The sequence below is a fragment of the Pseudomonas sp. NPDC087346 genome, assembly GCF_044744235.1.
Classification (GTDB): Bacteria; Pseudomonadota; Gammaproteobacteria; order Pseudomonadales; family Pseudomonadaceae; genus Aquipseudomonas.
On the sequence record NZ_JBIUXX010000073.1, the window covers coordinates 1 to 24,545 of the forward strand.

A 24,545-nucleotide genomic window follows, 5' to 3' on the forward strand; every position below is an offset into this window, starting at 1 on the left:
TTAAGATCGATAGCGGGAATAATCAGCATCTGGCAAACCTTCAAATTTGAATGTTCAGCTTGGCTCGGAAATCAGTGTTTCTCGAGCGCCCACAGGTCGCTTTCGATGCTTTCAAACCGCTCTTTGAGGTGGGTCTGCGCATCGAAAATCGCCCTGTTGTAATAGTGCGGAGCAATTTCACGGGTAAACAGCTCAAGAATTTCCGCCGCTTCGAACGAACCCAGGTCCAGTTCGAAACGATCTTCCATGAACCGCTGAATCTTGCGATTAGCCTCGCTCTCCTGCTCGGGAGTAAGGGTCAGAATCGGCGGTTTGGTCTTCTTGGCGGCCATTTACCAGCGACCGTCCCACGCGGCGAAGTTCTGCAGCAATTGCAGGCCATGGGTATGGCTCTTCTCCGGGTGGAACTGCACGGCGAAACGCGAGCCTTCAGCCAGCGCAGCAGCGAAATCGACACCGTAATGACCGCCGCCCACCACCTGCCGTGGGTTACCGGCGGCAATGTAGTAGCTGTGCACGAAGTAGAAACGCGCCAGGTCTGGAATGTTGTGCCACAGCGGGTGATCCACCGACTGCTTCACTTCGTTCCAGCCCATGTGCGGGACCTTCAAGTGTTCGCCGTCTTCATGCAGGTCTTTGCCGAAGAACTTCACCGCGCCCGGGAACAGGCCGATGCAGTCGACGCCGTCGTTCTCTTCACTGCTGTCGAGCAAGGCTTGCATGCCGACGCAGATACCGAGAAAGGGCCGATCCTGGCTGACTTCACGCACCAGCGAGTCGAAACCCAGGCGACGAATCTCCGCCATGCAGTCGCGAATCGCGCCAACGCCAGGGAAAACCACCCGGTCGGCTTCACGGATCACCGCGGCATCGCTGGTGATCAGCACTTTGCCGGCACCGACGTGCTCGAGGGCCTTGGCCACCGAGTGCAGGTTGCCCATGCCGTAATCGATTACCGCAACCGTCTGCATTACAGAACGCCTTTGGTCGATGGCATCTGACCGGCCATGCGGTCATCAAGCTCAACAGCCATGCGCAGTGCGCGGCCGAAAGCCTTGAACACGGTTTCGATCTGGTGGTGGGTGTTGGTGCCGCGCAGGTTGTCGATGTGCAGGCTGACGAGTGCGTGGTTGACGAAGCCCTGGAAGAATTCCTGGAACAGGTCAACGTCGAAGCCGCCAACGGTGGCGCGGGTGTAAGGCACGTGCATTTGCAGGCCCGGACGACCGGAGAAGTCGATCACCACGCGCGACAGCGCTTCATCGAGCGGCACGTAGGCGTGGCCGTAGCGACGGATGCCTTTCTTGTCGCCGATGGCTTTGGCAAACGCCTGGCCGAGGGTGATACCGACGTCTTCCACGGTGTGGTGGTCGTCGATATGCAGGTCGCCCTTGCTGACAATATCCAGGTCGATCAGCCCGTGACGGGCGATCTGGTCCAGCATGTGCTCAAGAAAAGGAACACCGATATCGAATCGGGCCTTTCCGGTGCCATCAAGATTGATCGAGGCTTTAATCTGGGTTTCCAGAGTATCGCGCTCGACTGACGCCTTACGTTCGGCCATCACCAGCTCCGCAAAATCATTGGGCGAAAAAGGCAGCCATTATAGGGGCGCGGGCGGGAAACAGAAACACGAGACGTGATATGGCTGACGGATAGAACCCCCGGCTGTCGCGGGTAGACATGTCCATACAAGCCATTTCAGCCACCCAAAACAACTGTAGGAGTGAGCCTGCTCGCGATAAGGGCCTGACATTCAACATTTCTGTCGACTGTCAGACCGATATCGCGAGCAGGCTCACTCCTACATAGGCACTGCATTTAGCTTAGTGAAACAGTACCGCCGTTTTCTGCAGGGTTACCCAAACGCCCCACGCCAACGGAATGCCCACCACCAGCCATGCAGCGATTGCCAGCGGCTTGCTGCCCGGCGCGGCTTTCCACTCCAGAACGGTGCTCGCGTCAGCACCCTTGTCGTGGCCCAGCGCCTGTTCGGCAGCCAGTTCAGCGTCAGTCATGAAGTACTTGTCGGCCACCGGACGCACCAGCATGTTGCACAGGAAGCCCAGCACCAGCAGGCCTGCGAGGATGTACAAGGTGATGTCGTAAGCGGCAGCGCGTTCAACGCCGATGCTCAACTGATATTCACGCAGGTAGTTCACCAACACCGGACCCAGCACGCCCGCCGCCGCCCACGCCGTCAGCAGACGACCGTGGATCGCGCCGACCATTTGCGTACCGAACAGGTCGGCCAGATAGGCCGGAACGGTGGCAAAACCGCCGCCGTACATCGACAGGATGATGCAGAACGCCGCCACGAACAGCGCAACGTTACCCAGATGCCCGAGGTTCGGGATCAGCGCGTACAACGCAAAACCCAGTGCAAAGAACACGAAGTAAGTGTTTTTGCGGCCCAGATAGTCCGAGAACGATGCCCAGAAGAATCGGCCACCGATGTTGAACAGGCTCAGCAGACCCGTGAAACCGGCAGCAATCGCAGCAATCGAAGCCAGTTGCCCGGCGTCCAGTTGACCGAACGGCAGATCCACACCGATCAATTTGCCGCCGAATACTTCCTGCAACAGTGGCGAGGCCATGCCGAGGATGCCGATACCGGCCGACACGTTCAGGCACAACACCAGCCACACCAGACGGAATTGCGGGGTTTTCCACGCCACGTTCACATGGACGTGACGATGGGTGATCATCGAGTTCGACGCTTTTTTCGCCGGAGCGGTCCAGCCTTCAGGTTTCCAGCCGGTTGGCGGAACGCGGTACGACAGCGCGCCGCCGATCATGAACACGAAGTAGATCGCAGCCATCACCAGGAAGCTCTGCCACACGCCGACGCTGGTCGGCGAAGCGAAGTGACCCATCAACGCTGCGGCCAGTGGTGCACCGACCATCGCGCCGCCACCGAAGCCCATGATCGCCATACCGGTGGCCATGCCGCGCTTGTCCGGGAACCACTTGATCAGGGTCGAGACCGGCGAAATGTAGCCCAGGCCCAGACCGATACCGCCGATCACGCCCGAACCGATCCACATCAACCAGATCTGGTGGGTATAGATACCCAGCGCCGAGATCAGCAGACCGCCACACCAGCACAGTGCGGAAACCACACCGGCCTTGCGCGGGCCTGCGTGTTCCAGCCAGCCGCCCCAGATCGCTGCCGAGCAGCCGAGGAAGATGAAGAACAGGGTGTAGATCCAGCCGAGCATCGAGATCGGCCAGTCACATTGCGAGGAGAAGACCTGTGCGATGAAGCTCATGTCCGGCGCGCAAGCTACCGGTGCGGTGACGCCCAGCGCCTTCGACAACGGCAACCAGAACACCGAGAAACCGTAGGCCATGCCGATGCACAAGTGGATGGCCAATGCGGCCGGTGGTACCAGCCAGCGGTTGAAACCGGGCTTGGCGATGATGCGTTCCTTGGACAGGAACGCGGGCTGGTCGGCTTTGAGGCCGTCCGCCGTGATGCTCGTGCTCATTGTGTATCCCCCAATTATTAGTATGGTTCGCCAGCCACTGTTCACCCTCGGCCTTATGCACGCAGGCATGACCGTTTTTGTGGGTGAAGCTCCTTGAAGGCGCGACGTTAAGTCGCAGAAGGACGGACGAACCGGCGAAGGTTACCATTTGCACGTGACAGAAAAACCAAACTGACATCACCTTTTTCATGTCATCTGATCTCCTGATGTGTAGGAGCTGCGGAACGCTGCGATCTTTTGATTTTGTTTTTTTCAAGAAAGATCAAAAGATCGCAGCGTTCCGCAGCTCCTGCATAAAGCATTTCTCACGGGTATCGCCATGCCGGTTATTGTTCAAACGCTTGAAGACGCCAGTTATCAGGATCAGCAGGATTTGCAGAAAATCTATCGCGATGCGCCCGAATGGCTGTTCGCGCCCTTTGCCGGGGAGTCGGATCTGATCGAAAACGCGCTGGCCGATGACTCATTGATTACCGGACGTTTCAACGACCGCCTGCTCGGCGCAGGGCGTTTGCAAAGGCACGGCAGCGTTTGGTACTTGTCACATTTGTGTGTACGAAAAGTTACCCGACGCCGTGGTGTTGCCGAGCGCCTGGTGAACCAAGCGCAAAAAATGGCGTCGCAAGCGGGTGCCGAACTACGCCTGCAAGCGCCTGCCGGGCACCTTGAGGCACAAGCGCTGGCCGCCAAATTGAATGTGGCGCTGGACATAGTGGCAACATGAACCCACACCGAACCGGGCAGATGCAGCGCTATACTCCCCGGCTAAATTACGAATTCGACTAACTACAAGGACTCGCCCATGAAAGCGTTCGGCAAAATCCTGGGTCTGGTACTCCTCGGGCTGTTGCTGATCATTGTGGCGGCGGGCTTCGCCCTGACCCACCTCTTCGATCCCAACGACTACAAAGACGAGATCCGCCAGATAGCCCGCGACAAGGCCCACATCGAGCTGACGCTCAATGGCGATATTGGCTGGAGCCTGTTCCCCTGGCTCGGCCTCGAACTGCACGAGGCCAGCGTTGCGACGCTGATCAAGCCTGACGAACCGTTCGCCGATCTGCAGATGCTCGGCCTGTCCGTGCGCGTGCTGCCGCTGCTGCGCCGTGAAGTGCAGATGAGCGACGTGCGCGTCGAAGGTCTGAATCTTCGCCTCAATCGCGACAAGGACGGTCACGGCAACTGGGAAGACATCGGCAAGTTGCCGACACCTGCCGCTCCGGCTGGCAGCACGCCGCCTGCCAGCGAACCTGTTGCAGAGGCCACCCCGCAGCCGGAGAAACCGCCGCAGCCAATCCGCCTCGACATCGACAGCCTGACCGTAAACAACGCCCGCGTTGAATACAACGACGAGAAGACCGGCAAGCAGTTCAGCGCCGAAAGCATCCAGCTGAGCAGCGGTGCGATACACGATTCGACCAATATTCCACTGAAAGCCACTGCGTTCCTCAGCACCAATCAGCCTGTGTTGCGGGTTCGCACCGAACTGACCGGCGAACTGCGCATTGAACGCGCCCTGCAACGCTACAAGTTCGAAGACATGAAGCTGTCCGGTGAATTGACCGGCGACCCGCTGCAAGGCAAGACCATGACCTTCTCCGCCCAAGGCCAGATAGCGCTGGACAAGGCAGCGAACGTCGCCGAATGGACCGGGATCAAGATCTCCGCCAACCAGTTGCGCGCCCTCGGTGAGTTGAAGGCCAACGACCTCGACAAGACGCCACAGATCAGCGGCGGGATTTCCATCGCGCAGTTCGATCTGGCGAAGTTCGTCGACAGCATCGGTCAGAAACTGCCGGCGATGGCCGAAGGCAGCCTGAGCAAAGTCGAACTGGTCAGCCGCATTTCGGCCACGCCGAGCAGCCTGGCGCTGGACAACATCAACCTGAAACTCGACGACAGCAGCTTCAGTGGCCGCATCGCCGTGGAAGACTTCGCCAAGCAATCGCTGCGCGCGATCCTCAAGGCTGACACTTTCAACGTCGACCGCTACCTGCCGCCGAAATCCGCGCAGAACGCCAACGCCACACAAGCGCGTCAGGCCGAAGTCGCCAGCACCGAAGCCGATGCCATGGCCGGCGCTGGCAGTACGCCGCTGCCGGACAAACCGAGTAAAAGTGCCTGGAGCACCGAGCGCCTGTTGCCGGTCGAGCGCCTGGCGAAACTCGATGTCGACGCTGACCTGACGTTCGGCCAGTTGACCCTCGACAAGCTGCCGATCCAGAACGCCGCACTCAAGGCCACCGGCCAGGGCGGCCTGCTGACCCTGAGCAACCTGAGCGGCGAACTGTACAACGGCGGTTTCGAAGCCAAAGGCACGCTGGATGTACGCCCGAGCGCGCCAGTGCTGAATCTGCAAACGAAGATCAACCGGGTGCCGGTGGAAAAAATCCTCGAAAGCCAAGGCAAGAACCCGCCGGTCAAAGGTCTGGTGACACTCACCAGCAATGTCACCGGCAGCGGCAACAGCCAACAGGCGCTGATCGACACCCTCAACGGTAACGCCAGTTTCGTGATCAACAACGGCGTGTTGCTCAACGCCAACCTTGAGCAGCAACTGTGCAAAGGCATCGCCACCCTCAACCGCAAAACCCTCAGCGGCGAGCCGCGAGGCAAGGACACGCCGTTCCAGGAACTCAAGGGCAACCTGACCTTCCGCAACGGCGTGGCCAGCAACCCGGACCTGAAAGTGCGTATCCCGGGCATGACGGTGAACGGTGACGGCGACATCGACCTGAAAGTACTGGGCATGGATTACCGCGTCGGCATCATCGTCGAAGGCGACACCGGCGCCATGCCGGACCCGGCCTGTCAGGTCGGCGATAAGTTCGTCGGCATCGAGTGGCCATTGCGCTGCCGTGGCCCGCTGGAACTGGGCGCCAAGGCTTGCCGTCTGGACAACGAACGCATGGGCCAGGTCGCAACCAAACTGGCTGGCGACAAACTCAGTGAAAAAATCGACGAGAAACTCGGCGACAAGGTCAGCCCGGAATTGAAAAACGCATTGAAAGGTCTGTTCAAACGATGAGAGCTGAGCAGTTTTCAACGGCGGTGCTGGAATGGTTCGACCGCCATGGCCGCCACGATCTGCCCTGGCAGCAGGGCATCAACCCATATCGGGTGTGGGTCTCGGAAATCATGTTGCAGCAGACTCAGGTCAGCACCGTGCTCAACTATTTCGACCGGTTCATGGCCGCGCTGCCGACGGTCGAAGCGCTGGCCGAGGCACCGGAAGACGAAGTGCTGCACCTGTGGACGGGGCTGGGTTACTACACCCGAGCGCGCAATTTGCAGAAGACCGCGAAGATTGTCGTCAGCCAGTACGGCGGCGAGTTTCCGCATGATGTGGAAAAACTGGTTGATCTGCCGGGCATCGGCCTGTCCACCGCTGGCGCCATCGCGAGCATCAGCATGGGCCTGCGTGCGCCGATCCTCGACGGCAACGTCAAACGCGTGCTGGCGCGCTTTACCGCGCAAGAGGGCTACCCCGGCGAACCGAAGGTCGCTAAACAGCTATGGGCCAACGCAGAGCGCTTTACGCCGCATGACCGAGTCAACGCCTACACCCAGGCAATGATGGATCTGGGCGCTACGCTGTGTACGCGCAGCAAGCCGAGTTGCCTGCTGTGTCCGCTGGAAAAGGGCTGCGAAGCGCACATGCTCGGACTGGAGACGCGTTACCCGATCCCCAAGCCGCGCAAAGCCATCCCGCAGAAACGCACGCTGATGCCGATGCTGGCCAACGGCGACGGCGCGATCTTGCTTTATCGCCGCCCGTCCAGCGGCCTGTGGGGTGGTTTGTGGAGCCTGCCGGAACTCGACGACCTCGACGACCTGCAACATCTCGCCGATCAGCACTCGCTGGCGATGGGCGAGCAACAGGCGCTGCCGACCCTCGTCCACACCTTCAGCCATTTTCAGTTGTCCATCGAACCCTGGCTGGTTCAGGTACAGGAGGCCAGCCACCACGTGGCCGAGGCCGACTGGCTCTGGTATAACCTCGCCACCCCGCCGCGCCTGGGCCTCGCCGCCCCGGTCAAGACCTTGCTCGAACGCGCGGCCGCCGTATTGAATGCAGGAGTATCGCCATGACCCGCACCGTAATGTGCCGCAAGTACAAAGAACAACTCGAAGGCCTGGAGCGCGCTCCATACCCAGGCCCTAAAGGCCAGGACATCTTCGAACACATCTCGGCCAAGGCCTGGGCAGACTGGCAAAAGCACCAGACCCTGCTGATCAACGAAAAACGCCTGAACATGATGAACGGCGAAGACCGTAAATTTCTGCAGGGCGAAATGGACAAGTACTTCTCCGGCGAGGAATACGCCCAGGCTGAAGGCTACGTTCCGCCAGCGGAATAATCCCGAGAAATCGGGGGTCGGATCGTAAGCGACGGAATTAATTTAAGAAATTTTAAAAAAGTCGTTGACGTAAATCCGAAAAACCCTTTTAATGCGCCCCGTTGCCCAGATAGCTCAGTCGGTAGAGCAGGGGATTGAAAATCCCCGTGTCGGCGGTTCGATTCCGTCTCTGGGCACCAAATACCGAAAACCCTGAATCGCAAGATTCAGGGTTTTTTTATGCCTGCGATTTAACCAGGCGCTGTTTCGTACCAGCGAAGCACCGAAAAACCTCCCTCCCTTCCCCTCTCTCTTCGCCCCCCAACAATTGCCAGTAACGCCTGACGGCCTCTAGGTCAAAGATCCTACAAGCGCTGGTTATCGTCTCCGCAAAAGTCTGTCACACCTCTGGGATCGCTCCTTACGCTTTAGCAGAAAGGGATGACATACGCCGACCAGTGGATTGGGCAGAATCGGACACAGGGCTACCGCATGACTCGGAGCCGATCCACAACAGGGATGTAACCAGTGATTGATGCCTTCAAAACCAGTGTCGAAGCCACCGGGGTTTGTATCGAACAGGAAATCAGAACGTTCGAGTTTGAAACTCAACAGTCAATATTGCTTCACAAGCTCGCCGAAGAACTGGCAAACATGGGCGGGCCGCAAGCACCCGGAGCCAAATCCAAAGCCTGTAGGGCCGCCACTGAATTAGGACTCTCGTTTTCGAAGCATCAACGCGAATTGCTGGATGCCTACTCCGATGGACTATTTTGCGCGTTGATTTTTGAACGGCTGCAAAAGATCACCGACTCCAGCCCCCCGAATCAACTGCCAGAACTGGCGATGCTGGAAAATCGTCACGATGTGCTTTGCCTGGCTGCACGTAATCAGATCCTGTTGAAACTGGTGGATAACGAGGCTTTTGCCTATGACATGGACAACGAGGGGAAACTGGTCAGACTGGTCGCCAACTTCAAGGGTGGCGGGCTCAACAAAATAAATGCCGAGCCTGATCTCAAAGAACTGAGTTCCCACTCCGGCCTGGCTCTTGGGCCGCATACCGAGGCGCCTTACTGGTGTGCGGTCAACGCGAAAGGCGGGCGTTCGCCCTCCCCATCGTCGCTGATACTTTCAGCCTTGTGGAATCCGACTCTTGAACCTACACGGGTCTTTCCGCTACCTCCCATACTCGAAAAAATTGGCGTCGCCAATTGCCTCGCCTTAACCACGGATAACTTCCAGTTCACTCGAAGTGACTCCTTTGTCAGCGGCAAAGGGGAAGATGGCCGGCACGTTTCGATTCTGCAATTCGACGACAAGGTGGGGTTCGCAGCACGGTTTAACTCGTACCGTTTTTCAGTCGATAGCAACGTCTCGCCGATTGTAAAAACCGCTTATACCGCCCTTTGCCGAAGTCTGGAAAAAGCCACTCCGTTCGCCTACGCGTTGACTCAGGAATCGGCCATGGTCATTAACAACATCCGCGCTTTGCACTGCCGCGATGTCATCCAGGACAATCGACGAGTCCTCGTTCGCATTTTCGGAATTTCAAAATTTTCCTCATCCATTGTTCTTTCGGATGACCCGTTACTGCTGCAAGGCTGAGTCACAAGCGTTCAGGCTGCCGATCAATTCGCCATGTAATTGGCCAATCACCAGAAAAGGAATTTCAATGTCTTGGGACATCATTGGCATGCTGGCGCTCGTCGCTTTTTGCGCCGGTTTTTTTGATGCGATTGCCGGTGGTGGCGGGTTAATTACCTTGCCGGCCTTGTTTCTTGCGGGTGTAGATCCGATCAGTGCCATTGCAACGAACAAGTTCCAGGCCGCCTCGGCAACTATTTCAGCAACTGTCACCTTTGCTCGCAAAGGACTGATCGAGTGGCGTGAGGGCCGCTTCCTGGTTATCTGCGGATTTATTGGTGGTGCCAGCGGAGCGCTGCTGGTCAGTTCTATAGATAAGCGCTACATGGAAGTCTGCGTACCTATCATGCTGATTCTGGTCGCGGTCTATTTTGCGCTGTCTCCAAAACTTGCCAATGAAGGCCGCCGCAAGCGAATCGGCATACTGCTTTTTTCGTTCACCGTTGCGCCGATCCTGGGCTTTTACGACGGCGTATTTGGTCCGGGGGTGGGATCGTTCTTCCTCGTCGGATTCGTTCTGCTCTGCGGTTTGGGCATGATGCGGGCCATGAGCTTCACCAAACTGGCCAACGCATCATGCAACCTTGGCTCACTAGCGGTCTTCATCACCAAGGGCGTGATTATCTGGCCGGTAGCCATCGCCATGGCTTTGGCGGCGTTCGTCGGCGCTCAATTAGGCGCACGAGCGGCTGTCAGGGTCGGACCACGGTTGATAAAGCCGATGTTGATCGTGGTCTGCTGCGCATTGGCGATCAAGTTGCTGAGTGTGGAAACCAATCCTTTACGCATTGCGATCCTGCAGACATTGGCTTTGTCTTGAGCATCAAAATTCCAGCCAGATACTGAAAACCCTGAATCGCGAGATTCAGGGGTTTTTTATGCCTGCGATTTGTTAACCGCCAAACCTCCAGCTCCCCTCCCCAGCCGTCCAGCCTCTTCCCGCACCCTCAAATCCAGGTGTACTGGAAAATACCCAAAATCTGTATCTCTCCCCGCGCAGGAAAAATCGCCAGTATTTCTACAGCCCTAGCGAGCTGCTGCCTGGCTCTACTGCGCTCCGCGTCAATGCTTCGGATCTCTGAAGCCGTCAGCGCGAAATTCCTGATTTTTTGAATAGATCGGCGTCCACCGCAAGGTCACTTCCTGTCCAGCTAAAAAATCTAAAAACCAAACAGGCGAACTGCAATTACTGCTTTTCAAACACTCCAGGATGAATGCTGGCGCCTGAGTGCGCCCGGCAAAAGAGACGAAACGGACGACGTATGATCAAACAACTTATCAATGAAGATAGTTATGTTCAGATTGGCGATCTTTGCAGCGCAAAGATCCAACTGAAAATCGAAGGATTGAATCCTGCCGGATCGATAAAGCTCAAAACCGCGCACGCGATCATCACCGACCTGGAAAGCCGCGGGCTGATTCACAAAAGCACGCGCTTGATCGAGTCGTCATCCGGCAACCTCGGTGTAGCACTGGCGATGGTCTGCGCGGCCAAGGGCTACAAGTTTGTCTGTGTGATCGATCCAAACATCTCGGCACCCAATCGAAAGCTGATGCAAGCGCTCGGTGCGGAAATGCTGATGGTTGATCAGCGTGATGAAAACGGCGGTTTCCTCAACTCGCGCATTCGTCTGATCGAGCAACTGGTCGCGCAGAACCCTGACTACATCTGGCTCAATCAATACAAGAACCCGACCAACCCGCTGGCGCACTATCAAGCGACTGCCAAAGCGATTGCCCACAAGTTTCCGAAGGTCGACTACCTGTTTGTCGGTGCCGGCACCACCGGCACGTTGATGGGCTGCAAGAACTACTTCGCCGATCATCACCCGCAAACCAAAGTCATCGCGGTCGATACCGTCGGCTCGGTCACGTTCGGTTTGACTGGCGGCCCTCGACATATTCCGGGGCTGGGCACCAGCCGCCGTCCGGAAATCTTCGAGCCGTCCGGCATCCACGATTTCCTGAGCATTCCTGAAGAACACACGATCAAGGTCTGTCGCTGGCTGGCTCAGCGCTACGGGCTGCTGTTCGGTGGCTCTACCGGAACCGTGCTCGCCGGGATTCAGCAGTGGGCTCACCACATCCGCCCCGACGATGTCGTGGTGGCGATCTCGCCAGACATGGGTGAGCGCTACCTCGAAACGATCTATTCCGACGACTGGGTCACCCAGCGTTTTGGTGCAACCGCGTTGCAACCACTCTTCCCAGAAATGGCTCTGTTACTTTCGGCGTAATCTGCAATGACCAATCCAGCATCGATTCAACCGTTTCACGTCATCCCCGGCGTTGTCATCAAGGACATCCTCAACGATCTTCGGCAGGACGCCATTGAAGTCGTTGCACAGACTTACCTGACCCACGAGCGTGGCGAAACGGTCAATCCCGACAGCTATTTCCTGCGCTTCCCGGCCGAGCCGGCGAATCGGATCATTGCCCTGCCGGCAGCCATCGTCGACAGCGAGGGCGATCAATCCGTCTCCGGGATCAAGTGGATCGCCAGTTATCCCGACAACATCAAATCGGGTATTCCACGCGCCTCCGCCGTGCTGATCCTTAACGACCCGCACACTGGATATCCCTACGCACTGCTGGAAGGCGCGCTGATCAGCGCCGTGCGCACCGCCGCCTCTGCGGTGCTCGGGGCGCTATGGCTGAATGATCAAAAGAAAAGCGCACCACGCCTGTCGATTGTCGGCGGTGGGGTGATTTCGCGGAATATCCTCGAAACCTTCGTTGCGCACGGCTGGTCGTTTGAAAGTGTCGGCATCCACGACCTGAATGCTGAGTCGGCTCAGGCGCTGACGGCATTCGGTGAACAGCTCGGCCTGCCTGACGTGAAAGCGGTCGCGCTCGAAGACGCACTGACCGCCGACATCGTGGTGTTTGCGACCAGTGCCGGCACGCCTTACGTAAATGGCAGCGGGACTTTCCGTCCCGGGCAGATCGTCCTGAATATCTCGCTGCGGGACATTGGCGAAGAAATCATCGCCGAAAGCTACAACTACTTCGATGACGTGACCCACTGCCTGAAAGCCAACACTTCGCCGCATCTGGCGGAGCAGAAGTTTGGCCATCGCGATTTCGTGACTGGCACGGTGGCGGCGCTGATTCGTGGCGACATTCAGGTCACCAGAGACAAGCCACTGATCTACTCGCCGTTCGGCATGGGCATCCTCGATCTGGCGATTGGCCGGATGATCCACGACATCGCGGTCAAGGCCGGTTCGGCGATTGCCGTTCCGAATTTCTTCGGGGAGGAGCGCAGATGGTGATTGCTCCTCTGCACATCGGCCTGGTGGGTTGCGGGTCTCGCGGGCTGTCGATTTTCGAGCGCCTGCTGAGCCTCAGCGAAGATCGCCCGGAGCAACCGCTGGTCATCGATATCTTGGATCCGAACGTGCACGGCAGTGGCGTGCACTGGCCCGATCAACCGGATTACCTGCTGCTCAATACCGTTGCCGGACAACTCGGGGTTTTCCCTGACACGGCAGCCTTCGGCGATCTGGATGCGCGAGAACGAGCGGGCCCGGATTTCCTCGCCTGGTGTCACGCCAAAAACATCAAGGTCGACCCCGACAGCGGGTTGCTGGCTCCAAACGGGCGAGACGTTGCGCCGCATGATTTTCTGCCGCGACACCTGCTCGGTTCTTATCTGGCTGAAGCGTTCACGCAAATACTGGAGACGGCGCCGCAATGGGTGACCGTGCGCCTGCACAACCAGCAAGTCACGGCTGTCGAAACCAGCGACGGGCAGCAGTTCATTCTGAAAATGCTCGCCGATGCGCCGGTGACGGTGGATCGTCTGATCCTGACCGTCGGCCACACCGGCCGAGTGCGCTCTGCCGATGCTGCCCGGGTCGAGGACATCTATCCGCTGCCTGGCAGCCTGGACACCATCCTGCCCGGTGAAACCGTGTTGATCGAAGGCCTGGGACTCGGCGCCATGGATACGCTGGCGGCACTGACCTCAGGACGAGGCGGGCACTACAAGCGAATGGCAGACGCCAGTCACCTGTACCAGCCTTCCGGCCGTGAGCCGGTCATCTTCATTCAGTCGCGTGACGGTCTGCCTTTTCGCACCCGGCCAAATGGCCTGACCGAGTTTCCCCGGCATCAGGCCGTGCTTCTGACCAGCGCTTACATCAAGACTTTGCGAGCAACAGCAGCTAATCGGCAGCTGGATTTCGAACAGGACATCCTGCCGCTGATGCTCCTTGAAATGCGTGCGGCTGCGGTTGCCGTGCTGCACTCGCAATCGATCCCGCAGCGCCATCGAGAGATTCTCGAGCACCTGCGCAACGTCAGCCTCGAGGCGGAGTCCGGCATCGTCGCTTGCGAGGCCTTGCTGGCGGAGTACGAACTGGCATGTGGCTCGATCAATCCGGAATCGCTGATCTGGCACGCACTGCCCGACAGCGTGAACACGCATAACTACCACTCGTGGATTTACCACGCGATCGAGGCTGACCTGCACGAAGCACGGCTCGGGCGCGCCGAATCGGCAATCAAAGCCGCAATCGAAGTCTGGCGCGACCTGCGTGACCGACTGCGTGAAGCCGTGGACTTCGATGGCCTGACCGAGGATTCACATCGTCAGTTCTACGGCCGTTGGCACAAGGCGATCAACCGGCTCGTCGCCGGCCCGCAGAAAGAACGCCACGCCGACCTTCTGGCACTGTGTGACGCCGGACTGCTGACGTTCCTCAAGCCCGGCACGCTCCCCGCAACGAACAACTTCCGCCGCGTCGCCGGTTACGTGCAAGGCAGCGGCGTGACCAACAGCGACTGCGCCCCGGTGCGCGACCTGGAGCGTCTGGGCCTGATTCGCCCACGAACCGATGAGCCGGGCATCGACGGCATCGACGTCGACGCTGCGTGCCACCCCAAATCGCGCCTCGGTGAACCGGTGCGCAACATCTGGGTATTGGGGCCGCTCGCCGAGGGTTCCTGCTACTACAACCACTACGTCACCTCGGCAGGCGCGCCTTCGCGCCTGTTCATGGATGCACACCGGGCAGCCGCAGCGATCCTCGAAACAGGGACTCCAGCATGAAACTTTTCTACCAGACGCATTCGCCTTACGCCCGCAAGGTACTGGTACTCGCTCACGAACTCGGGATCGCCTCGAGCCTCGAAGTGATCCATCACGAAACCAGCCCGACGTCGCCGAACGCAACCATCTACAAGGCCAACCCGCTGGGCAAGGTGCCGGTGCTGATCCTGCCCGACGACACCGGTCTGTTCGATTCCATTGTGATTTGTGAATACCTCGACGACCTGAGTGACGGGCTGAAACTCATCCCGCCAAACGGCCCTGAGCGCTACAAGGCGCTGCGCCTGCAAGCTCTGGCGCAAGGCATGTGCGATGTCGGCATCAAACTGCGCTGGGAAGTCGAGCGGCGCCCGGAGGCGTTGCGCTATCCGGCCTACGCCGAGGGGCAGGCTTACAAACTCAAGGAGGCCTATCGCTTCATTGAAGAGCACATCGACCTCAATGGTCCGATCACCATCGGCCACATTGCCTTGGCGACCGCGCTGGACTGGATCGCCTTTCGCGAGCTGTCGGACTTCTCTTCACATCCACGCCTGACCGAGTGGTACCGAAGTTTTTGTGAGCGCCCGTCAATGCGGGCTACCGAGTACAGCGGACAGACTCACGACTAAGTTAAGGAAAACATTGTATGGCTGCGCTCTTGTTGCAAATGTCACCCATCGGTCTGGTGATCGCGCTGATTCTGGTCATGCGCAGACCTCCGGTACAAGCAGCGCTGGCGGGCGTTGCGCTGGTGTTTCTGTTGTGGACTGCGGGCGCTGCTGGCGCGCTGACCACTGCAATCACCTCGGCGATCTTTCACGACACGGCGATCCTGTTTCTCAGCACTGCCTGCGTGATTGTGCCGGGACTGGCCTTCGTCATTCTGGTGGAGCGCGGTGGCGCGCCTCAGGCCATCGGCGCCTGGGTCAAGGAACTCGGCTGGACACCGCCGGCGCAGGTGATTTTCATCGTTCTGGGCCTGGCGCCGCTGCTTGAGGCGATGACCGGTTTCGGTGTTTCGCTGATCGCCACCGTACCGTTGTTGATGGGACTGTTCAGCCGTCAGGCCGGGATGAAAATCGCTTTGGCCGGCATGGTCATCATGCCTTGGGGAACCCTCGGCCTGGCGACCGTGATTGGCTCGCTGCTGGCGCACATACCCGCAGAAACACTCGGCAGCCATTCGGCGCTGATCAGTGCGCCGGTATTCCTCTGTCTGGCCGCCATCGCCATGTGGCAGGCAGGCATTCGCACCGTCACCCCTTGGCTCGGACTGCTGTTGGTCACTGCGCTATTCGTTGCCGTGCTGTTTTCCATCAACCTGTGGATCGGGCCTGAAGTCTCGGGTGTGCTGGCCGGCCTGGCGGTTGCCTGCGTAGGTCTGGGGATCTCCTATGCACAGCGCAAAAAACTGGTGCGCTGGCCGAGTGCGGCGTGGCCGTATCTGGCGTTGCTGGGCGTTATCGTCGCATCACGCGGCATATTTGTTCTGTCGGGCTGGGACGGACTGTGGGTTATCAAAGGCGAGCATGTTTCTTGGAAACCGCTGGCATCCCCGGGATTGGCTCTACTGATCGTCACTTTGCTGATGTCGGTCAAGCAAGGCGCGACCGCAGGATTTCCCTGGGCCTCGTTATTCAAACGGGCCAAATTTCCGGTGACGACGATTTTCCTGTTCCTGCTGCTTTCGCAGGTCATGGTCAAGGCAGGTTTTCTGGTTGAGGCGCAGCACACGCTGCAATCGCTGTCGGGGATTTCCCTGGCGCCGACCATTGCCTTGCTGGCGGGCATTGCTGGTTATGTCACTGGGTCTAACGTGGGCGGCAACACCCTCGTCATGCCATCCATCGCAGCGCTGACCTCTGAACACGGCGCGTGGCTTGCCGCGATGGTCAACAGCGCTGCCGGGCATGGTGCGCTGGGATCGTTATCGATCCTGTCGCTGATCACCGGGCTGGCGGGTGCCAACCGTCAGGAAGAACACGGCCTGATTCGATTCGCCTTTGGCCTGGTTTTCCTCAACATCGTCATTGTTGCTGCAACGGGGGTCGTTTTACTTTACTTTCTCTGAATTGTTACCAGGAATGACACAGAGAACTTATGGACAGGTTTGATATTCCCGATAAGCGCTGGCGAATCGTCAAGGACTGGATAATTCGCCAGATTGAAAGTGGAGAGTGGGCAGCCGGATCGAAGCTGCCCTCTATTCGTTCTCTGAGCCGCATGTTCAACACCAGCATCACCACCGTTCAGCGCGCCCTGGCTGATCTGGAGGCCGATGCCTATGTCTCGACCATCCCCCGTGTCGGCTATTTCGTTTCTGCATCGGGACAAGCAAAACCCGCCAGCGGTTTTGATTTCTCCAGTGTCACCGTCAACGTCAATCATGCCGTGGTCACGATGCTCTCCCAAGCGGCCTCGCGCACGACGGCATCGCTCAATTCCGCCGTCCTGCACAGCGAGCTCACCCCACACGTTCTCTTGAACAAGTGCCTCGCAGTGCTGGCCAGCAAAGCTGACAACTCGTTGACCGGGCTGGTAGCGCCTCCGGGCTTGCCGGCACTGCGCCGACGAATTGCCGGGCTGATGCTGGCGCGTGGCGTGGTCTGCGGGCCGGACGATATCCTCGTGACGTCGGGCGACACCATCGCTCTCGAGCTGGCACTCGAAGCCGTCGCAGCGAAAGGCGCCACCGTCGCCATCGAGACCCCCACCTACTACGGGATTTTGCAGACCATCGAGCGCCTCGGTATGCGCGCCCTGCCGATTCGTACCCATGGCGAACATGGCATCGATGTCGATCACCTGGAAGAGGCGTTGAAACTGAAAAAGGTCTCGGTGATCTTTCTCAATCCAACCCTGCAGAACCCTCGCGGTTTCATCATGCCCGATGCCACTCGCGCCCGGCTTTCACAGGTCGCTCGCGAGGCTGACGTGCCGATTATCGAGGACGATATCTTCTTCGATCTGGTACCGGAGGATGAACGCCCACGCGCTATCAAGAGCTACGACACCAGCGGGCAGACGATCTACTGTTCGTCCTTCTCGAAAACCGTCGCGCCGGGTTATCGCGTTGGCTGGTGTGTTGCCGGCAAGTATCGGGACGCGATTCTGGCGCAGATGTTCTCGCGCAATCTGGCGGTTTCCAGCCTTGCGCAAAATGTGCTCAATGAGTTTATTGGGCGCGGCTATATGGACGAGCACTGCAATCGGCTGAGGACGCAACTGGACTCGATTGGCGGCTATTTTGAAGCGCTGGTCAGGGCAGATTTCCCCGTCGGAACGGTTTATGTTCCGCCACGCGGTGGCTTCATCCACTGGATCGAATTGCCGTTGCACACCGACATGACGTCGCTGGAAAGCCTCGCCATCGAACGCGGTTGTCACGTGGCCGGTACCGGGATCTTTTTCGCCGATGGGTATGCGACCACAGGAGTGAGAATCTGCCTGGGGATGACTTTGTCTGCCGATGTCATAGCGATTCTGAAAGTGATTGCCGAGTGCGCGCACCTTGCTGGCAAATCTACGGATACGCTCACGCCGTCTGCGCAAAGTGCAGAGTTCGCGGCTTGCTGACCGCGTAAGGACCTTGCACAGCACATGAATCAGAAAAGAACCCGCGTCCGCCTGCCCCATCCGCCAGCGCCTCAGGAAAGTCTGCTATCGAGGGGACTGACGATCATGATCAGCGTGTTCCTGATCTTTACCGGTGCACTGCTGAGTTACTCGGTGATCGACGGGCTGATCCACGACTCGATCACCACCGCCACCCGTGGCGGACCGGCCAAGGTCTACACCCTTGCCGGCCAGCCGCGCATGTACTGGTTTCATATTGTCTGGGAAGGTTTCTTCGCATCAGCGCTACTGGCCGCAGGCTTGATGTGGCATCGGATGACCCGAATCGGCAGACCTGCGACCAGCCCCAAACGCAAAGCCAATAAGCGCTAGCTGTTGTCGTTCCAGTGGAACACCAGATTGCGTGCGGCACCGCTGCCGATGTCGGCGGTATCGTGGCGTGTCACGCCATCGCGGGTGGCGGTTACGGTGTACTTGCCGGGCGGCAATTGCACGTAAACCAGCGGGCCGGACTGACTCAGATTAAACACGGTCTGGCCCGGAGCTTTGCTGATGACCACATCGACGTCGGGGATGTATTCGTTGCCCGTACCGACAGAGAAGGTCATGTGCAGGTTGTAACCGGTGGTTTGCTGAATGGCTTTCGACTCATCCAGGCCGATTCCGCCGGACAGATAGTTGATGCCGTTTTGCTGTTGCTGCTGGACCTGCACGCCGGCGCTGTCAATCGGTTCAAGGCTGGCGGCCTGCAACATCACAGGGCACATCAGCAGACACACGGCGGTTACAGACAGCATGAGTGAATGGGTGGTTTTCATGATGGCGACTCCCGGGTTTGGCAAAACCCAATCGTTACTCTCTTTGGATTTTTGCTTTGGCCTCGGGTTTTAGAATGATTGGAACTTGGACGGCGTACGAAATGGACTACAGACCTCGGCATTCATCGCTCGATTCACGGGCAACTTCCTGCAAAAGCAATCCCGTCTTCCTGCTACATAACCCGTAACACCCGACATCCAGCACGATGATCTATTGGCATGCTCTGTGTTCCGTTTCCCCTGTCATGGAATACCGATGAGCCAGTTAGATTCTGTCGATAAACAAGACCCGAAAATCGATTCGCTGCTGGGCAACCTCGGCGTGCTCATACGCCAGGCACGGCAACAAGTGCTGCGCGCGGTCGATACGATTCAAGTCCAGACTTGCTGGGAGATTGGTCGGCATATTGTCGAGTTCGAACAGCAGGGAGCCCAGCGTGCGGGGTATGGCAAACAATTACTGGCCACGCTGGCGAAAGAACTGACCGGGCAGTTCGGAAAGGGCTTTGATGAGACCAATTTGCGAAAAATGCGCCTGTTTTTTCAGACATTTCCAATTCGAGACGCACTGCGTCTCGAATTGAGCTGGACCCACTATCGCAGGCTGTTACGGGTACAAAGCGAAAAGGCTCGTCAGTGGTACATGGACGAAACCGCGACGCTGAACTGGTCAAGTCGCGCCCTTGATCGGCAGATCAATACGCTCTATTACGAGCGACTGCTCATGAGTCGCGACAAGGCCGGCGTGATCGAGGAAGCAACGACCAACATCGAAGCCATGAAATGCAGTCCGCGTGAGTTCATTCGCGACCCCGTCATGCTCGAATTTCTCGGACTGCCTTCAGCAGGCAAGGTCAAGGAAAGTGGACTTGAGCAAGCCTTGATCGATCACTTGCAAGGTTTTCTCCTTGAACTCGGCAAAGGCTTTTCCTTTGTCGCTCGCCAGCAACGGATCAGTAGCGATGACGATGATCTGTACATCGATCTGGTGTTCTACAACTACCTGCTCAAGTGCTTCGTGATCATTGATCTAAAACGCGGCCGGCTCAGCGCCCGCGATGTCGGGCAAATGGACATGTATGTACGCATGTACGATGAACTCAAGCGCAGTGAGGGCGACAAGCCAACGGTCGGCATTATTCTGTGCGCCGAAAGCAACGATTCGGTTGCCCGTTACTCGATGCTCAAGGGCAATGAGCAACTGTTCGCCAGCAGTTACAAGACGATCCTGCCGAGTGAGGAAGAGCTTCGCGCAGAACTCAATCGAGAGCAGGCCTTGATCGAAGAACGCATGCTCACTCAATCCACTGAATAACAACTGCGCATTGTTCCCGAGCGGCGCTGGGACTATCGTTGGCAGCTAACCGCGAAGGTCGAGAGCCATGAGTTTTCAGGACACGCCCGCACTGGAAGGCATTCAACTAAAACCATCAACGGCATCAGCAACGCAGGACGAACCCTTCCAGGAACTCGCAGCCGATGGCTTTGCCCTTGGCGGTTTCACCTGGCGTCATGCCCTGCCCGATACGCAACGTGCAGTGGTGATCATCAACGCCGCGACGTCGGTGCGTTGCCGTCATTATTCGCGTTTCGCCGCCTACCTGTTCGCCAACGGCTTTGACGTGATCATTTATGACTACCGCGGCATCGGTGAATCCCGTCCTGGCTCGATGAAGGCGCTGAACGCCTCCTGGACGGATTGGGGCGTGCGGGATTTCGAAGCGATGCTCAAACGGGCGCAACGGGAGTTTCCCGGTCAGCCGATTGATGTAGTCGGGCATAGTTTTGGCGGTTGCGCGGCGGGGCTGGGGGAATCCGGACAGGTCATTCGTCGGCTGGTGACGGTCGGCGCGCAGTTCGCCTACTGGCGTGACTATGCGCCTGAGCATCGCTGGCGCATGTTCGGCAAATGGCATCTGCTGATGCCGCTGGTGACGCTGATCTGTGGTTACTTTCCCGGCAAGCGCCTCGGCTGGCTGGAAGATACGCCAGCCGGCGTAGTGCGTGACTGGAGCACGCCTGCGGCACGCTACGAGCAGCGCCCAAGCGGTCGCTCGCTCCACAATCGAGACGCTCGACTGCCCTTCGCCAACGTCCACGCACAGACCCTGGCGATCAGCATCAGCGATGACCCTTACGGTACGATTCCGGCCATCGAACGTCTGCTCGACTACTTCAGCAACGCGGCGAAAACCCACCTGCGCATCGAGCCGCAGGACATCGGCGAACAACAAGTCGGACATTTCGCCTTTTTTCGTAGCGCATACCAAGCCACACTATGGCCCATCGCTCTGACCTGGCTGCAAACCGGCGAACTGGCCCCCGACACACCCGGGCGGCAAGTGCCGCGCAGTTGAGCCCATTTCACGCACGACGGAACAACACCATGGCCTCCGCCAACAAGCAGCAAAAACGCGCCACCCGCGCCAAAGCCAAGGCCAAGCAGAACCGCACCAAGCGTGCCGAGGCCCCGGTCGAGCTGGACCCGAACGATGATCGCATCGACTTCGAATCGGTGGACCTGACCGAACTGTTCAAGAAAATGATCGACGCCGAGAAGATCAGCCAGCAAGCCCTGTGCATGGCATTCCTCGAAGATCCGCTGCTGGAACTGGTCTACGAGCAGGAAGGCGAAGAAGGCGCAATGGACTTCATCCTCGCCGCGCTGATCGAGTACCGCCAGTGGTCGAAAGAAACCGACGAAGCCGGCGCACTCGCCTGGATCGAATCCGCGGCCTTCCAGGCCGACTATGTGGCCGCGTCCGACGCGATCGCCGCACAAACCCAACAGAAGAACTGAGTTCCCATGGCATCCCTGAACAAGCAACAGAAACGCGCCAAACGCGCCAAGGCCAAAGCCAAACAAATCCGCATGGTCGGTCGTAAGCCGCTGGATCAGGACGACGACCTCGGCCACCTGGCCGAGCCGATCCCGGAATACACCCTGGCGATGTTCAGCAAAATGCGCGACGCCGAAGCCGTCAGCCGCAACGAAATGCTGCTGACGCTGCTGCGGGAACTGGCGTTCATCATCGTTGACCATCCTGAACTGCTGGACATGGAAAACGCCGATAACGAAGGCATGGCCGCCACCCACCTGGCCGCCGACATGCTGATCGACTACCGCATGTGGGCCGACGGCATGGATATCGAAGCCGCCCAGGCCTGGCTAAGCGAGCCGCAGTTCATCACCGACTTCGGGGTTGCGCTGGATACTTACGGGAAGTCGCTGGAAGAAGATAGCGAACCAAAAGCCGAGTAACTTTTGCGCTTGGCGCTCACGCATGGCTAAGAAAAGGAGGTCAGGTGAGGAAGACAACTTGTCTGATCGAGCCTTGCGATAACAAGGAACAGCCGGCAGCCGCAGTACAGGCTTCAATCCTCGAAAGCGGTCCTGCTACCGCTCTCAAGGAAACAACTTGGGATGAATGGTTCGGCGAAGAACAATGCAGCTCAGACTTTATGCTACTGCGAGAGCAAAGCTGATTCTGGATCTGAAGCAGGCAATTATTCTGTCACCGCTAGTAAAAACAAAAACGGCCGCTTGTCATCACTGACAGCGGCCGTTTTTACATTACGCGTTACGGATCAGTTCAGCACCACCGCACCACGTTTTTCCAGCTTGCGGCGGCGTGCCACCAGTAAACCGGCAGCGACTACTAGCAGGCTCAGCAGGCCGGTCGCGAGGATTTCCACGCGATGGGCTTCCTGGAACAGCATGATGGTCAGGGCGGCGATGATGAAGGCGATCACCGCGTAGGTCAGGCCCGGGAACAGCCACATGCTGAAGACGATTTTCTCGCCGCGTGCCATGCGTTGTTTACGCATGCGCAGTTGCGAGAAGGCGATCACCAGATACACCAGCAGGGCGATGGCGCCGGAGCTGGCCAGCAGGAATTCGAACACCGCAGCCGGGGCCACGTAGTTGGCGAATGTGCACAGGAACGCAGCGCCGGTGGACAGCATTACCGCCCAGTAAGGCGTGCCGCTTTTGTTGGTGCGCGTCGACATGGCCGGTGCGTCGCCGCGTTTGCCCAGCGAGAACAGCATGCGCGAAGAGGTGTAGAGGGCCGAGTTCAGGCAGCTGGTCACGGCGACCAGAACCACGATATCGACAATCATTTTCGCGTTAGGGATGCCCATGCGGTCCAGCACGGTCTGGTAGGAACCGAGGTTGGCCAGCGTAGGATCGTTCCATGGCACCAGCGCCACAACGATGAAGATCGATACGAGGTAGAACAAGCCGATCCGCCAGATCACCGAGTTGGTGGCCTTGGAGATTTGCTTGCCCGGGTTCTTCGATTCGGCGGCCGCGATGGTCACGATCTCGGTACCCATGAACGAGAACATCGTGGTCAGGATCGCGCCCAACACTGCGCCCATGCCGTTTGGCAGGAAGCCGCCGCTGTCGAACAGGTGCGAAACACCGCTGACTTGACTGTTCGGCAGGAAGCCGAAGATTGCCGCGATACCGAGCCCGATGAAGCCGATGATCGCCAGCACTTTGATCAAGGCGAACCAGAATTCGAATTCACCGTAATTTTTCACGCTGAACAAGTTGGTCACTGTCAGCAACATGGTGATGATCAGTGCGAATGCCCAAATGCCCACACCCGGGAACCACGCATGGAGAATGGTCGCGGCGGCGTTGGCTTCCAGTGGAATCACCAATACCCAGAACCACCAGTACAACCAGCCGATGGTGAAACCAGCCCAATGCCCGATGGCACGGTCGGCGTAAGTCGAGAACGAACCGGTGTCTGGCGAGGCGACAGCCATCTCACCGAGCATGCGCATCACCAGCACCACCAGCGTACCGGCGGCGGCGTAGGCCAACAGCACGGCCGGGCCTGCGGCAGCAATTGCATGGCCGGAGCCAACGAACAGACCTGCGCCGATAACACCGGCGATCGACAGCATGGTCACATGACGCGGTTTGAGCCCCTGTTCGAGGCCATTGGAGCTTTGGGTACTGCTCATCGGAACTACCTTTGCGAGGAAAGCGATTACGTCCGGCCTGTCTGGTTTTCCTTCTCGTAAAAAGAAACCAACAGGGCGTTCCAGATTCTGCACGCAATAATTGCGCCAAAATGTTTCAACTTGTTCAGGGCCGCGGCTTTGCGCGCGACCGGACAGTCATCGCAAGTCCTTGGAATTAATGGCTATTCGCCAGAGCGTTACCCTGCGACTCACTTTTCAAACGAATCAGCGCACCAGAAACACACTGAAAAAGTGTGGGATGCACAATAAAAGTGCGATTCAGGTACGTTGGGTCGGTTAGCGCTTCCAACACCCCGCCAAAGCTGGCAACATCGCGCCCTTTTTTACGCAACACCCACGGGAATCCACACTCAAACACCCGTTCGGTTGTTGATGGGGCGACAGTCTGCTGTGCCGATGCGACAACCTGCCACACGCCACCCGTTAACCGCCCGCAGCGCTGTTGGCTGCCATTGAAACGCTATGCTAGCTTGGCCGCCTCGCCAGGAAGGCCAGCCAACAGCAGGAGCGCAACATATATGAGGAACGCACATGGCTGAGGCCACGCCCGCGCTGGACAACCGAAACTTGCACAAACGCTACGGACAGCTAGAGGTGCTCAAAGGCATCTCGCTGAGCGCACGCGACGGCGATG

General features: G+C 58.3%; 23 protein-coding genes, 1 tRNA gene and 1 pseudogene. 19 read left to right on the forward strand and 6 right to left on the reverse strand.

Annotation, left to right across the window (positions count from 1 at the left end; translation table 11 throughout):
* Nucleotides 1-71 precede the first annotated feature (71 nt).
* The 4 genes from ACIOZM_RS27685 to ACIOZM_RS27700 form a co-directional block, all read right to left on the reverse strand.
* A complete protein-coding gene (locus ACIOZM_RS27685) occupies nt 72-332 on the reverse strand; it encodes a DUF2164 domain-containing protein (protein WP_401219864.1) in 261 nt (86 codons plus the stop codon).
* Nucleotides 333-971: an imidazole glycerol phosphate synthase subunit HisH gene (gene hisH / locus ACIOZM_RS27690; protein WP_401219866.1), complete on the reverse strand. Its 639-nt coding sequence runs from the start codon at nt 969-971 to the stop codon at nt 333-335.
* Complete coding sequence (gene hisB, locus ACIOZM_RS27695) at nt 971-1,564, reverse strand: imidazoleglycerol-phosphate dehydratase HisB (protein WP_003218037.1); 594 nt, start codon at nt 1,562-1,564, stop codon at nt 971-973. The genes hisH and hisB overlap by 1 nt, the downstream gene beginning before the upstream one ends.
* A gap of 262 nt (nt 1,565-1,826) precedes the next feature.
* Complete coding sequence (locus ACIOZM_RS27700; RefSeq protein ID WP_401219869.1) at nt 1,827-3,491, reverse strand: OFA family MFS transporter; 1,665 nt, start codon at nt 3,489-3,491, stop codon at nt 1,827-1,829.
* Between the two features lie 319 nt (nt 3,492-3,810).
* On the opposite strand from ACIOZM_RS27700, the gene ACIOZM_RS27705 reads away from it, so the two are divergent.
* The 14 genes from ACIOZM_RS27705 to ACIOZM_RS27770 all read left to right on the forward strand — a co-directional run bounded on the left by ACIOZM_RS27705 (nt 3,811) and on the right by ACIOZM_RS27770 (nt 18,464).
* On the forward strand, nt 3,811-4,215 hold the full coding sequence (locus ACIOZM_RS27705) for an acetyl-CoA sensor PanZ family protein (RefSeq protein WP_401219871.1): 405 nt from the start codon (nt 3,811-3,813) through the stop codon (nt 4,213-4,215).
* Nucleotides 4,216-4,293: 78 nt separating this feature from the next.
* The gene (locus ACIOZM_RS27710; RefSeq protein ID WP_401219873.1) at nt 4,294-6,519 is read left to right on the forward strand and encodes an AsmA family protein; all 2,226 of its coding nucleotides are present in this window, start codon (nt 4,294-4,296) and stop codon (nt 6,517-6,519) included.
* Nucleotides 6,516-7,583 carry an A/G-specific adenine glycosylase gene (gene mutY, locus ACIOZM_RS27715; RefSeq protein ID WP_401219876.1) on the forward strand — a complete coding sequence of 356 codons (1,068 nt, stop codon included), beginning with the start codon at nt 6,516-6,518 and terminating at the stop codon, nt 7,581-7,583. The genes ACIOZM_RS27710 and mutY overlap by 4 nt, the downstream gene beginning before the upstream one ends.
* Nucleotides 7,580-7,852, forward strand: coding sequence for an oxidative damage protection protein (locus tag ACIOZM_RS27720; RefSeq protein WP_401219879.1), 273 nt, complete (start codon nt 7,580-7,582; stop codon nt 7,850-7,852). The genes mutY and ACIOZM_RS27720 overlap by 4 nt, the downstream gene beginning before the upstream one ends.
* 103 nt (nt 7,853-7,955) lie before the next feature.
* A tRNA-Phe gene (locus ACIOZM_RS27725) sits at nt 7,956-8,031 on the forward strand.
* Between the two features lie 328 nt (nt 8,032-8,359).
* Nucleotides 8,360-9,439 (forward strand): hypothetical protein, encoded by a 1,080-nt coding sequence (locus ACIOZM_RS27730; protein WP_401219882.1) that lies wholly within the window; start codon nt 8,360-8,362, stop codon nt 9,437-9,439.
* A 67-nt stretch (nt 9,440-9,506) separates the two neighbouring features.
* The gene (locus ACIOZM_RS27735) at nt 9,507-10,298 is read left to right on the forward strand and encodes a TSUP family transporter (protein WP_401219884.1); all 792 of its coding nucleotides are present in this window, start codon (nt 9,507-9,509) and stop codon (nt 10,296-10,298) included.
* Nucleotides 10,299-10,740: 442 nt separating this feature from the next.
* Nucleotides 10,741-11,715 carry a 2,3-diaminopropionate biosynthesis protein SbnA gene (sbnA, locus tag ACIOZM_RS27740; RefSeq protein ID WP_401219887.1) on the forward strand — a complete coding sequence of 325 codons (975 nt, stop codon included), beginning with the start codon at nt 10,741-10,743 and terminating at the stop codon, nt 11,713-11,715.
* A gap of 6 nt (nt 11,716-11,721) precedes the next feature.
* Complete coding sequence (sbnB, locus tag ACIOZM_RS27745; protein ID WP_401219889.1) at nt 11,722-12,753, forward strand: 2,3-diaminopropionate biosynthesis protein SbnB; 1,032 nt, start codon at nt 11,722-11,724, stop codon at nt 12,751-12,753.
* On the forward strand, nt 12,747-14,534 hold the full coding sequence (locus tag ACIOZM_RS27750) for an FAD/NAD(P)-binding protein (protein WP_401219892.1): 1,788 nt from the start codon (nt 12,747-12,749) through the stop codon (nt 14,532-14,534). The genes sbnB and ACIOZM_RS27750 overlap by 7 nt, the downstream gene beginning before the upstream one ends.
* The gene (locus ACIOZM_RS27755; RefSeq protein WP_401219894.1) at nt 14,531-15,145 is read left to right on the forward strand and encodes a glutathione S-transferase family protein; all 615 of its coding nucleotides are present in this window, start codon (nt 14,531-14,533) and stop codon (nt 15,143-15,145) included. The genes ACIOZM_RS27750 and ACIOZM_RS27755 overlap by 4 nt, the downstream gene beginning before the upstream one ends.
* A 17-nt stretch (nt 15,146-15,162) precedes the next feature.
* Nucleotides 15,163-16,587, forward strand: coding sequence for a transporter (locus tag ACIOZM_RS27760; protein WP_401219896.1), 1,425 nt, complete (start codon nt 15,163-15,165; stop codon nt 16,585-16,587).
* 29 nt (nt 16,588-16,616) lie between these two features.
* Entirely contained in the window at nt 16,617-18,092 is a 1,476-nt protein-coding gene (locus ACIOZM_RS27765) for a PLP-dependent aminotransferase family protein (protein ID WP_401219898.1), read from the forward strand.
* A 24-nt stretch (nt 18,093-18,116) separates the two neighbouring features.
* Nucleotides 18,117-18,464 carry a hypothetical protein gene (locus ACIOZM_RS27770; RefSeq protein WP_401219900.1) on the forward strand — a complete coding sequence of 116 codons (348 nt, stop codon included), beginning with the start codon at nt 18,117-18,119 and terminating at the stop codon, nt 18,462-18,464.
* Here the strand turns inward: ACIOZM_RS27770 and ACIOZM_RS27775 are convergent.
* Entirely contained in the window at nt 18,461-18,910 is a 450-nt protein-coding gene (locus ACIOZM_RS27775) for a carboxypeptidase regulatory-like domain-containing protein (RefSeq protein WP_401219903.1), read from the reverse strand. The two genes, ACIOZM_RS27770 and ACIOZM_RS27775, sit on opposite strands and share 4 nt — an antisense overlap.
* A 256-nt stretch (nt 18,911-19,166) precedes the next feature.
* Here ACIOZM_RS27775 and ACIOZM_RS27780 point away from each other — a divergent pair, with 256 nt between their 5' ends.
* The 4 genes from ACIOZM_RS27780 to ACIOZM_RS27795 all read left to right on the forward strand — a co-directional run bounded on the left by ACIOZM_RS27780 (nt 19,167) and on the right by ACIOZM_RS27795 (nt 22,172).
* The gene (locus tag ACIOZM_RS27780) at nt 19,167-20,225 is read left to right on the forward strand and encodes a YhcG family protein (RefSeq protein ID WP_401219905.1); all 1,059 of its coding nucleotides are present in this window, start codon (nt 19,167-19,169) and stop codon (nt 20,223-20,225) included.
* Nucleotides 20,226-20,292: 67 nt separating this feature from the next.
* Entirely contained in the window at nt 20,293-21,267 is a 975-nt protein-coding gene (locus tag ACIOZM_RS27785; RefSeq protein ID WP_401219908.1) for an alpha/beta fold hydrolase, read from the forward strand.
* A gap of 29 nt (nt 21,268-21,296) precedes the next feature.
* Nucleotides 21,297-21,710, forward strand: coding sequence for a hypothetical protein (locus tag ACIOZM_RS27790; protein WP_401219911.1), 414 nt, complete (start codon nt 21,297-21,299; stop codon nt 21,708-21,710).
* Nucleotides 21,711-21,716: 6 nt separating this feature from the next.
* Nucleotides 21,717-22,172 (forward strand): hypothetical protein, encoded by a 456-nt coding sequence (locus tag ACIOZM_RS27795; protein ID WP_401219914.1) that lies wholly within the window; start codon nt 21,717-21,719, stop codon nt 22,170-22,172.
* A gap of 326 nt (nt 22,173-22,498) precedes the next feature.
* Here the strand turns inward: ACIOZM_RS27795 and gabP are convergent, their stop codons facing one another.
* The gene (gene gabP / locus ACIOZM_RS27800; protein ID WP_401219917.1) at nt 22,499-23,890 is read right to left on the reverse strand and encodes a GABA permease; all 1,392 of its coding nucleotides are present in this window, start codon (nt 23,888-23,890) and stop codon (nt 22,499-22,501) included.
* A gap of 552 nt (nt 23,891-24,442) precedes the next feature.
* On the opposite strand from gabP, the pseudogene ACIOZM_RS27805 reads away from it, so the two are divergent.
* A pseudogene (locus tag ACIOZM_RS27805) lies at nt 24,443-24,545 on the forward strand (ATP-binding protein); the annotation flags it as partial.

Coding starts and splice junctions, on each gene's coding strand:
- ACIOZM_RS27770 (WP_401219900.1), top strand. CDS start 18,117: ATGAATCAGAAAAGAACCCGCGTCCGCCTGCCCCATCCGCCAGCGCCT.
- ACIOZM_RS27795 (WP_401219914.1), top strand. CDS start 21,717: ATGGCATCCCTGAACAAGCAACAGAAACGCGCCAAACGCGCCAAGGCC.
- ACIOZM_RS27760 (WP_401219896.1), top strand. CDS start 15,163: ATGGCTGCGCTCTTGTTGCAAATGTCACCCATCGGTCTGGTGATCGCG.
- sbnA (WP_401219887.1), top strand. CDS start 10,741: ATGATCAAACAACTTATCAATGAAGATAGTTATGTTCAGATTGGCGAT.
- sbnB (WP_401219889.1), top strand. CDS start 11,722: ATGACCAATCCAGCATCGATTCAACCGTTTCACGTCATCCCCGGCGTT.
- ACIOZM_RS27700 (WP_401219869.1), bottom strand. CDS start 3,491: ATGAGCACGAGCATCACGGCGGACGGCCTCAAAGCCGACCAGCCCGCG.
- ACIOZM_RS27755 (WP_401219894.1), top strand. CDS start 14,531: ATGAAACTTTTCTACCAGACGCATTCGCCTTACGCCCGCAAGGTACTG.
- ACIOZM_RS27710 (WP_401219873.1), top strand. CDS start 4,294: ATGAAAGCGTTCGGCAAAATCCTGGGTCTGGTACTCCTCGGGCTGTTG.
- ACIOZM_RS27775 (WP_401219903.1), bottom strand. CDS start 18,910: ATGAAAACCACCCATTCACTCATGCTGTCTGTAACCGCCGTGTGTCTG.
- ACIOZM_RS27720 (WP_401219879.1), top strand. CDS start 7,580: ATGACCCGCACCGTAATGTGCCGCAAGTACAAAGAACAACTCGAAGGC.
- ACIOZM_RS27750 (WP_401219892.1), top strand. CDS start 12,747: ATGGTGATTGCTCCTCTGCACATCGGCCTGGTGGGTTGCGGGTCTCGC.
- ACIOZM_RS27785 (WP_401219908.1), top strand. CDS start 20,293: ATGAGTTTTCAGGACACGCCCGCACTGGAAGGCATTCAACTAAAACCA.
- ACIOZM_RS27765 (WP_401219898.1), top strand. CDS start 16,617: ATGGACAGGTTTGATATTCCCGATAAGCGCTGGCGAATCGTCAAGGAC.
- hisB (WP_003218037.1), bottom strand. CDS start 1,564: ATGGCCGAACGTAAGGCGTCAGTCGAGCGCGATACTCTGGAAACCCAG.
- ACIOZM_RS27790 (WP_401219911.1), top strand. CDS start 21,297: ATGGCCTCCGCCAACAAGCAGCAAAAACGCGCCACCCGCGCCAAAGCC.
- ACIOZM_RS27780 (WP_401219905.1), top strand. CDS start 19,167: ATGAGCCAGTTAGATTCTGTCGATAAACAAGACCCGAAAATCGATTCG.
- mutY (WP_401219876.1), top strand. CDS start 6,516: ATGAGAGCTGAGCAGTTTTCAACGGCGGTGCTGGAATGGTTCGACCGC.
- ACIOZM_RS27685 (WP_401219864.1), bottom strand. CDS start 332: ATGGCCGCCAAGAAGACCAAACCGCCGATTCTGACCCTTACTCCCGAG.
- ACIOZM_RS27735 (WP_401219884.1), top strand. CDS start 9,507: ATGTCTTGGGACATCATTGGCATGCTGGCGCTCGTCGCTTTTTGCGCC.
- gabP (WP_401219917.1), bottom strand. CDS start 23,890: ATGAGCAGTACCCAAAGCTCCAATGGCCTCGAACAGGGGCTCAAACCG.
- hisH (WP_401219866.1), bottom strand. CDS start 971: ATGCAGACGGTTGCGGTAATCGATTACGGCATGGGCAACCTGCACTCG.
- ACIOZM_RS27705 (WP_401219871.1), top strand. CDS start 3,811: ATGCCGGTTATTGTTCAAACGCTTGAAGACGCCAGTTATCAGGATCAG.